Genomic DNA, 9,041 nt, shown 5'->3' with positions numbered 1-9,041 from the left:
CCCTTTTGTCGACAATCTGAGGAAGCCAAAAGGCTTCCCTTTTTTAATTGCGGTAATTACACAAATCATCAACCGTATTGAGATTGAGATATTTTAAGACTGATTGTTTTAATCCCTCAAAATCAATGGTTTCTTTTATGTCTTTATTATACCAGATTTGGGTATGAATATCGAAATAAGCTGTGCCACCTGAAACTGTTACATACAGTCTGCGATAGTATTTATTTTTGGTAATCGCCTTTTCCCAATACTTCACACGTTTTACGCTGTATTCTTTGATAGTTGGAGCTTCTGATTTTTCTTCTGATTTTGTTTCACTTTTCAATTCAGGAGCTTCTTCTATTTGTAAATCTAACTCTACTTCTTCAATTTCGTCTCCCATTTGGAAAGCTAAGTTAAACAAGTCAACTTGTTCCCCTTCTAAAGAGAAGGAATTGTTGTACAGTTGTGTCGCATGGTGCTTTTTGAATTCCAATAGCATTTTTGCTGTTGCCATTGAGTCATCCAATGCTCTATGGTGATTGTCTAATGAAATACCAAATTGGTTACACATCGTATCTAATTTATGATTTTCGTTATCAGGAAAATACAATTTTGCTAATGCAAGAGTATCAACGACTTTATTTGTTGGGAAAATCCCGACTTTTTTGAAGAAGTAAAGCAAATATCTATCCCAGTCAAATCCTGAATTATGAGCAACGAAAATAGCATCTCCAAGAAAACGGAAAAAGTCTGGAAGAACTTGTCCATAAACAGGTTGCCCTTTCACCATATCATTAGTAATTCCTGTTAATTCGGTTGTTTTTGGATAGATTTTTCGTTCAGGGTCAATCAACATACTGAACGTGTCTACAATTTCATTGTCTCTGATTTTCACTCCTGCCAATTCAATAATCATTCCACCTTTTTCTGGTGAAAGAGCAGTTGTTTCAATATCCGCAACAACAAATTCATTTCCTAAATAAAGAATATCATTCATTTCTTTCGCCTTATCTAAAGTCGATAGTTTCTTTTCCTTCATGATTTCTCCTCCTAATCGTGTTATAAACATAACGCCTATTTGTTGTTTGATTTCTATTATTATAGTAAGCTGTTTATTTTTTCATTTATGAAAGAGTCGATTATCTATATGTATTATGTTATAATATTAATTGATTATAGTCAACGATTTATAAAATTTTGCCTAAGTTTCATAGAAATAGGCTTGTGTAAAGGAGGATTTCTTTTGTTATTTGATTATTTGGTAGATGAACCTCTTTCGTACAGAATGAGACCACGACATATTGATGAAGTAGCTGGACAACAGCATGTTATCGGAAAAGACACCGCTTTATACAAAATGATAAAAAATGGATTTGTTCCATCTATGTTGTTCTACGGTGAACCAGGTATCGGAAAAACATCATTGGCAAAAGCCATAGCTGGAACGGTTAATATTGATTTCATTTCGATTAATGCGACTACTGCTGGAAAGAAAGATATGGAAGAAGCGGTGGAAAAAGCAAGGATGAAAGGGAAACTCATTCTTTTTATTGATGAAGTCCATCGTTTTAATAAGGCACAGCAAGATTATCTCTTACCTCATGTAGAGCGTGGTTTGGTCACATTGATTGGGGCAACAACGGAAAACCCCTTCCATGAAGTCAATCCAGCGATAAGAAGTCGATGTGGTCAAATAAAACAGTTAAAACCACTTCAACCAAAGGACATTAAAGAACTATTGGTTCGTGCTTTGAATGATACCGAGCGTGGTTTAGGTCACATATCTATTGATATATCGGAAAAAGAACTGGATATGATTTCAGAATCTACAAATGGTGATGCTCGTTCTGCTTTAACTATTTTAGAAGAAATTGTAGAAGCATCAAAAGATTCTTCCACAAATAAAATTATAGTAAGAGAAGAACTTGTAAAAGAATGTGTTGAAAACAAAGGTTTCGCTCATGATAAGAATGGTGATATTTACTATAACCTCTTGTCCAGTTTGCAGAAATCTATTAGAGGTAGTGATGTGGATGCTTCTCTTCATTACTTAGCACGATTATTAGAAGGTGGGGACCTCACTTCGATTTGCCGAAGATTGGTTGTGATAGCGTATGAAGATATATCTATCGCTTCTCCTGACGTTGCGGTTCATACCATGATGGCAGTACAAGCAGTAGAACGCTTGGGGCTACCAGAGGCACGTATTCCTCTTGCAAATATTGTAGTGGAACAATGTCTATCCCCTAAGACAAATAGTGCTTATAAAGCCTTAGATTTAGCTTTAGAAGATGTAAGAAATGGGAATATAGGAGAAATACCAGACCATTTAAAAGATACCCACTATAAAAACGCTTCTAAATTAGGTCATGGTGTGGGGTACAAATACCCTCACAATTATCAAAACTCTTGGGTGAAGCAACAATATCTACCTGATAAGCTAAAAGAAAAGCAATATTTCTTCCCGAAAAATAACGGAAAAGAAGATTACTTCGCAAAGGTATATGAGCGTCTGGAAACATTGAAGAAATCAACTAAATAATAAAATTCTTTTTTTGAACAAACAAAAAGCAGTTCGATTCTTTATGAATTAAACTGCTTTTCTTTATTATTGAATGCGAATATTGCCCACATATTGAGCATTTCCTCTGTCCGTATCAAGGTCAACCACAATCACGTATTCACCAGTTTCTTTTGGCAAATAAAATGAGTCATTTTCCAGTTTCAATTCTACTTCTTTATCATTTTTCCACACTGAAACTCGTAACCCATTCGGGTCAAAATCTCCATGTTCAAAAAGCAAATCCATTGGTTCTCCAACACTATAAGATAATTGAGGTTGCTCTTTAGCAAAAGATATAATATCTTTTGTTTCTTTCTTGTAACGCTTATCTGAATCCCAATTAATATTAGCTTCTTCCAGTTCATCTATTTGAACATCGTTAGGATTTGATAATGAAACAGTAGGTGGAGAAAAGTCATATTCTTCTCCAAAACATCCTGTTAAAGACAAAACGAAAAACAATCCGACAAGGAACTTCCAGCATTTGTTCATTCATTCACCTCCATCTATTTATGTTTTATTTTATCATAGGGCATAATTGGTTAATCATAACAATTTTTTATTTATAAATTTACTTCTATAAAAATATCACCAAAAAAAATAGAGTAAAAGAACCCTTTCGATTCTTTACCCTATCTGCTAATACTAATTATTTTCATTGTTTCGTGTTTTGTATCAAACATGATATTCTTCAATATTTTTGTTCCTTGAAACGTAAAAAGTACCATGCCGAAAATAATCAACGATTGCATAAGTGGTGTTAATTTCCCTTCTTCTAAGAAAGCTGGAATAAATAATTGAAATGATACGTACATCAGAAAGGTTTGAAGTATCGGACTAAATACACCCTCTGTTAAAATTTGAATAAAGCTGGAAAATATCTTTCGATTAAATAAGCTACCAATTAAGATAATCGGAGATAAAAAGAGAATAAGAATAAGAGCAACAACTTCTAACACTTGAAGTCCTGCTATCCATAAAACAGATAGAGAAGATAACATAGAAATCATAGCAATTACAATGGTGTTTCCCTCTATTTCTGCAGAGCTATGTTGAATTTGCTGGAATATCTCCCTTTCATGTAGAAAAGAACTCCAATAATCAAATGTAAATTGTAAAATCTGAACTGGAAACAAACAAATAGTAAACATTATCGCCATCTGAATGAAATATTTTTTATTTTCCTTCCAATAGCCTTTTACTTGATATTCGTTCCCCTTTCGGAAGTAAAGAACTCTCTTTATCCCTAACCAAAGAAAGCAAACGATAAAGGCTAAAAAAAGAATATAACTAAACGAAAATAATTCGTTATTGGCTATCACCTGTTCAACGCCTGATAACATATTTTCTGCCCCTTTTGATATAAGAACAGACAATGAATGTAAGACAAAGCCTACTCCCTTTTCAATCATAGAATCCATTTTGATTCACCCCTTTTTTGATATGTATAAGCTGATTGTATAAAGAACAGGAATGAGGTGAAATAGAAGAACGGTTCTACCACGTTCGAGAGCAAAATAAAAAGAGAGTGATAAATACTCTCCTTCTACTCCCCAATTATGAAAATAATACTTTTTGTATATCCCCTTTCCACTTATAAGGAACAAAGGATATAAATTTCATTTTTAAGAAGAAAATCATCATATCTGCATCAATACCTGTTTGCTCCTCTAATTGATTTTTCCTAAATTGATTCATTCTCTCTTCCCAACCCTGATAAATTTCCATTACACGAATAAATATATCTTCTGCACGATTTAACCATTTTTCCTTCATGAATATCACTCCTATATAAAAAATATTGAAATCAATATGCCTGTTTTTTGTGTATATCTTTTATCGTATGCGGTAAGAATAAAAACCATAATTCACGATTAATTGTAAAAAATAATTTACATAAATAATAGTTCGTGATAGTCTATTTATATAGAAAATGAATAGGTGCGGTGAGATAAATGGAGAATCTAATCTTAACTTTTTGGAGAGATAAAGAGGTTCATATCGGCAAAAATGGTCATGTATTAGAAGGTGAAGTTGTTGGAAAGGTCGATTATTACCGAGTAGAGAAATATGATACCTGGACTTTTTATAAAAATGAAAAGCACTATACTTCTTTTAAAGAAGCGTTTAAAGCGGTGATTAGCAAAGTAAAAAAATACCCTCACACAACATATTGTTTATACATGCACTACTTTGATAAAAAGATTAATAGCCAAACCTCTACGGTTCTATTTTATCTAAATAGAAATAAAGAAGATTTTGTTACGGTTCGATTTGGATACGAAAAGGATTTCTTCTGTCGTCTATCTTTAAAAGATTACACCATTGAGTTTGATAAAGGAGATACAAATGAAGAGAACACTTTGTTACTGGATTGGCTACCGAAAAAACGTGAAGTTCACCCTACTGCCCTTCAAGAACGAATCGCTTCTTTTAAAGAATTTAATATCTTAGAAATAGATTTTAAGGGGATTGTGAAAGATGAACGAAAAGAAAAATTCTTTGAAGAACTTCAATATTGTTTTGAACAAATCAACAAGGTTTTTCCAGTGAAGAACTTTTATCCTGTTCATAGTATTTATTTTGCTAAATATAAAAAGGCTCGTGGTAAATATGGACAAGGAAAGATTTCATTGAACCCTGATTGCTATTACTCCATTCGGGATACCATTTATCATGAATATGGTCATTTTCTTTACGATATAGGATTGTTGGGAAATTATCCTTATTACTATCAAAACAAAGTAGACCGACTGCCAACAGCAGAAATTATGGATAAAATCATTAATATTCTTTACTCTGAAAAGACTTTGCAGGATATTCATAAACGAGCAGAATGGAGAATGGGGCTAAAAGGAAAGTCATCGGATAATATCGTGGAGATTGAAAAATACAGAAGTAAAGATGAAGAATATCTCTTACGCCCTACCGAAATCTTTGCAAGGTTGTTTGAAGCCTATATGCTTTCTTTAGATAAAGAAAAAGGAGAAAGTCTGGATTATAAACTGGACTTTACTGAAGAAGAAATTAAAAAGGTAAGACCGCTTCTTCAACAGTACCTTAAAATGATTCAAGAAGATTACGCAACAGAAACAAGCACTTCGATTTGAAGTGTTTTTTCTTGTAAAAAATAATTTACTAAAATGTAATTTTGTGATACACTAATAATATACACCTAAAATATGAAAGAAGAAATCACTCTCTCCTATTCACTTTCCGAATGTTTGTTTCTCTCTTCAACTAAAATATAGAAATCGGAGAAGCAAGGAAAGATTTTATCTTATTTATTTAAAGGAGAGATTTTTATATGGCAACAATGATGAATGGGTATCGTTTTGATATGGCAAAAGACGGAGCAAACGAATATGCAGTAGAGGTAAATGGAAAGAATGTTATCTCTGGTAGTAATTTTGCTTCTGCTTTAGATGTGTTTAAATACATTGATGAAAGTATTAAAAATGCTGGAACTTCTGATGTGGTTCATTTGGTGAAAGAATATGACGCAAAAACAAAGCGTCATTCAGATGAAGTCGTAAGAAGCAATGTAAGGAAACCGAAAAAAGCTCTTGCTTAAAGAAATGAAACGATTCAAGTAGAGAATATAAGCCTTGTTCTTTTGGAATGAGGCTTTATCATTGAAATGAAATTAAAAAGGAAAGAACTTATCTTAGGAGGAATTTTAGTATGCAACCAATTAACGTAATGAATATCGAAGAAGCAGAAGCACGTATTTTATTCTTGCAGGAAGAAGTCGCAAAGCATGATGCTTTATATGAGCAAAACAAACCAATTATTTCTGATTCAGAGTATGACAAAATCTATCATGAGTTGGTTCAATTAGAATTAAAGCATCCAACATTTGTAACATCTGAATCTCCTACTCAACGTATTGTAACGGTGATTGTAGACAGTTTGAAAAAAGTCACTCATACGACACCAATGCTTTCACAAGATAAAGTGCATACAGCCGAAGATATTATCAAATTTGTTAAGAAATCTGTTAGTCGTATCTTGGCTCAATTGAAGCTGGATGGTTTAACGATTGTTTTAACGTATGAAAATGGTCGTAGAGTTTCTGCAGTGACAAGAGGCGATGGCTATGTGGGAGAAGACGTTTTACACACGATTTCTACAAGTGTAGACGTACCAAAACATATTCCTTTCCTTGGTCGTTTAGAAATTCGAGCAGAAGCGGTTATTACGTTTGAAGATTTTGAACGTATCAATATGGATGGTGAATACGCAACGACTCGTAACCTTGCTTCTGGAACAGTTCGACAATTAGATGCAAATGTAGCAAAAGAACGTAACATTCGTGTTGTTGCATTTGATTTGGTGTCTGCAGACGGAAAAGAGTTTGAAAATGATGTGGAACAATTAGAGTTTATGAAGGCATTAGGATTCAATGTCGTTCCTTACGAAGTATTTGAAAATACAGAAGAAGGTATTGAAGCCTTAATTGAATTTTGTACAACTTTCTCTGAAAAACACAGAAAAAATCTTCCTTATGCAATTGACGGATTGGTTCTGAAGTTTGATGATTTAGCTGTACGTGAAGAATTAGGTTATACCAACAAGTTTCCACGTTGGGGTTGTGCTTTTAAGTTTGAATCTCTTGAAGCGACAACCAAACTTCAACGCACTGTTAATCAAGTCGGAAAAACTGGACAAATCACTCCTGTTGCCGAATTTGATATGGTAAATATTGAAGGGGTTGAAATTAGACGTGCTACCCTTCATAATTTTAATAACATAGGCGATAAGGAATATGTGGTTAGTGGAAAAACACGTATGGGTAAAGATATTCGTATTGGCGATACCATTGTAGTTGCAAGAGCAAATGACGTTATCCCACAAGTAGTTCAAAGCATTAAAGAATTACGAACAGGAAATGAAGAGGTCATTGTGCCTCCTGCTCATTGTCCTGCATGTGGTTCACCTACTGAATGGATTGGGGAAAACCTATACTGTACAGGCATTGATTGTAAGCCACAATTAGAAGGTAAACTTATTCACTTTGTAAGTAGAAAGACATTGAACATTGACGGTATCGGAAAAGAAACGGTTAAAATGTTTATCGAGAAAGGATTTATTTCCAACTTCTCTGATATTTTCCGCTTACAAGATAAAGAAGAAGAAATTACAAGCATTGAAGGTTTTGGAAAAAAATCATTTGATAAAATGATTAAAGGAATTGAAGAATCGAAGAAAGCTCCGCTTCATCGTGTTATCTATTCCCTATCTATTCGTAATATTGGAGAAACTGCTTCTAAAGACGTTTCTAAAGTATTTAAGAACATGGATGAAATCATTGAATTATCCAAGAATCTTCCAGAATTTGAAGCAAAAGTACGTTCCATTAATGACTTTGGAGATACAATGACTGCTACAATGATTGATTTCTTCACGAATGAAAAGAATATTGAATTGATTCGTGACCTTCAAGCGGTTGGCTTTAAAATGGAAAGCGAATTCCAAGGTGCTCCTGCTGGAACAACACTTGAAGGATTGACATTCGTTATTACTGGTAAATTCTCTATTGGTAGAAGTGAGTTTAAATCCCTAATTGAATCATTAGGTGGAAAAGCAAGTGGTTCGGTTAGTAAGAAAACAAACTATCTTCTAATGGGTGAAGGTGAAGAAGGTTCTTCTAAACATCAAAAAGCCATAGAGTTAGGAACTGAAATTTTAAGTGAAGATACGTTTAAATCTAAATTCGGAATTGAACTTTAATCAACTTATTGCTCCCCTTCTTTTGAGGGGGAGCTTTTACATAATAGGAGGAATAAACATATGTCAGACATGATTCGTATTACGAATGTTGAGGTAAAACCAAAAGAAAGAGAAATCTTTTTTACCGTAAACGACAAATCAAAATACAAAATCCCAAGCAAGATGTTTCCTTTGTCCAGCAAAAAGAATTTGGGTGTTTTTACAACGGAGACCACTGTCCCTTATCAAAATGAATTGTTTCTAAACGCTATTAATCAAATTGAATTGCCAATGGGGATGTGTTATAGCAATTCTGAAAAAATTAGACAAATCGGAGAGAAATTAGGAGTGAAAGCTCATTATTTTTCTGGTTGGATTTTTAAAGCAGGAGATATGCCAAAACATCATGCCTGGATAGTAGTGGAACATGAGGCTGGTGTTAGCATTGTTGATTCGTTAAAGGAAAATATTTTTATCGAAGCTACAAAGAAATTCCCTGTTGATTACAATGACCCTGATTGGCGTAAAAAATCAGCATTAGCAGTAAAACAAGTCATACGAGAAATGCCTTTAAATAGTCAGCAAATCATCGTGGGACAAGTATTGGAATCCTTTTTTTATGTAGGCTCTCCTGATACGATAGATAATTCAAGAAAGATTTTCAATCAACTAACAGAAAAATTCCCTAAACATCCTGCTTACATGAGAGATGGAGATAATTTAGAGGGTAGAAGTAAACTCCAAGAAGAAATGGCTCGTATTGGAATCGAATAATCGTGTTAGA

Annotated in this window: 9 protein-coding genes; 5 read left to right on the top strand and 4 right to left on the bottom strand. The window is 33.6% G+C overall.

What is annotated here, in order from left to right; translation table 11 throughout:
* Positions 1–43 precede the first annotated feature (43 nt).
* Complete coding sequence (locus CVD28_RS24960; protein WP_257985973.1) at positions 44–1,021, bottom strand: 3'-5' exonuclease; 978 nt, start codon at positions 1,019–1,021, stop codon at positions 44–46.
* Between the two features lie 246 nt (positions 1,022–1,267).
* Here CVD28_RS24960 and CVD28_RS24955 point away from each other — a divergent pair, with 246 nt between their 5' ends.
* Positions 1,268–2,524 (top strand): replication-associated recombination protein A, encoded by a 1,257-nt coding sequence (locus tag CVD28_RS24955; RefSeq protein ID WP_257985974.1) that lies wholly within the window; start codon positions 1,268–1,270, stop codon positions 2,522–2,524.
* Between the two features lie 66 nt (positions 2,525–2,590).
* Here the strand turns inward: CVD28_RS24955 and CVD28_RS24950 are convergent, their stop codons facing one another.
* The 3 genes from CVD28_RS24950 to CVD28_RS24940 all read right to left on the bottom strand — a co-directional run bounded on the left by CVD28_RS24950 (position 2,591) and on the right by CVD28_RS24940 (position 4,321).
* Entirely contained in the window at positions 2,591–3,037 is a 447-nt protein-coding gene (locus CVD28_RS24950) for a hypothetical protein (RefSeq protein WP_101597376.1), read from the bottom strand.
* 140 nt (positions 3,038–3,177) lie between these two features.
* Positions 3,178–3,966: a hypothetical protein gene (locus CVD28_RS24945; protein WP_101597375.1), complete on the bottom strand. Its 789-nt coding sequence runs from the start codon at positions 3,964–3,966 to the stop codon at positions 3,178–3,180.
* A gap of 136 nt (positions 3,967–4,102) precedes the next feature.
* The gene (locus tag CVD28_RS24940) at positions 4,103–4,321 is read right to left on the bottom strand and encodes a hypothetical protein (RefSeq protein ID WP_101597374.1); all 219 of its coding nucleotides are present in this window, start codon (positions 4,319–4,321) and stop codon (positions 4,103–4,105) included.
* Positions 4,322–4,500: 179 nt separating this feature from the next.
* Here CVD28_RS24940 and CVD28_RS24935 point away from each other — a divergent pair, with 179 nt between their 5' ends.
* The 4 genes from CVD28_RS24935 to CVD28_RS24920 all read left to right on the top strand — a co-directional run bounded on the left by CVD28_RS24935 (position 4,501) and on the right by CVD28_RS24920 (position 9,031).
* Positions 4,501–5,655 (top strand): hypothetical protein, encoded by a 1,155-nt coding sequence (locus CVD28_RS24935; RefSeq protein ID WP_101597373.1) that lies wholly within the window; start codon positions 4,501–4,503, stop codon positions 5,653–5,655.
* A 197-nt stretch (positions 5,656–5,852) separates the two neighbouring features.
* Positions 5,853–6,119 (top strand): hypothetical protein, encoded by a 267-nt coding sequence (locus tag CVD28_RS24930; protein ID WP_101597372.1) that lies wholly within the window; start codon positions 5,853–5,855, stop codon positions 6,117–6,119.
* A 110-nt stretch (positions 6,120–6,229) separates the two neighbouring features.
* Positions 6,230–8,278, top strand: coding sequence for an NAD-dependent DNA ligase LigA (ligA, locus tag CVD28_RS24925; RefSeq protein WP_257985972.1), 2,049 nt, complete (start codon positions 6,230–6,232; stop codon positions 8,276–8,278).
* A gap of 60 nt (positions 8,279–8,338) precedes the next feature.
* A complete protein-coding gene (locus CVD28_RS24920; RefSeq protein ID WP_101597371.1) occupies positions 8,339–9,031 on the top strand; it encodes a hypothetical protein in 693 nt (230 codons plus the stop codon).
* Positions 9,032–9,041: the final 10 nt, after the last annotated feature.

This window comes from Bacillus sp. M6-12 (assembly GCF_002860285.1).
In the GTDB taxonomy this organism is placed as follows: domain Bacteria; phylum Bacillota; class Bacilli; order Bacillales; family DSM-1321; genus Peribacillus.
This window is presented reverse-complemented; position numbering and strand designations above follow the sequence as displayed.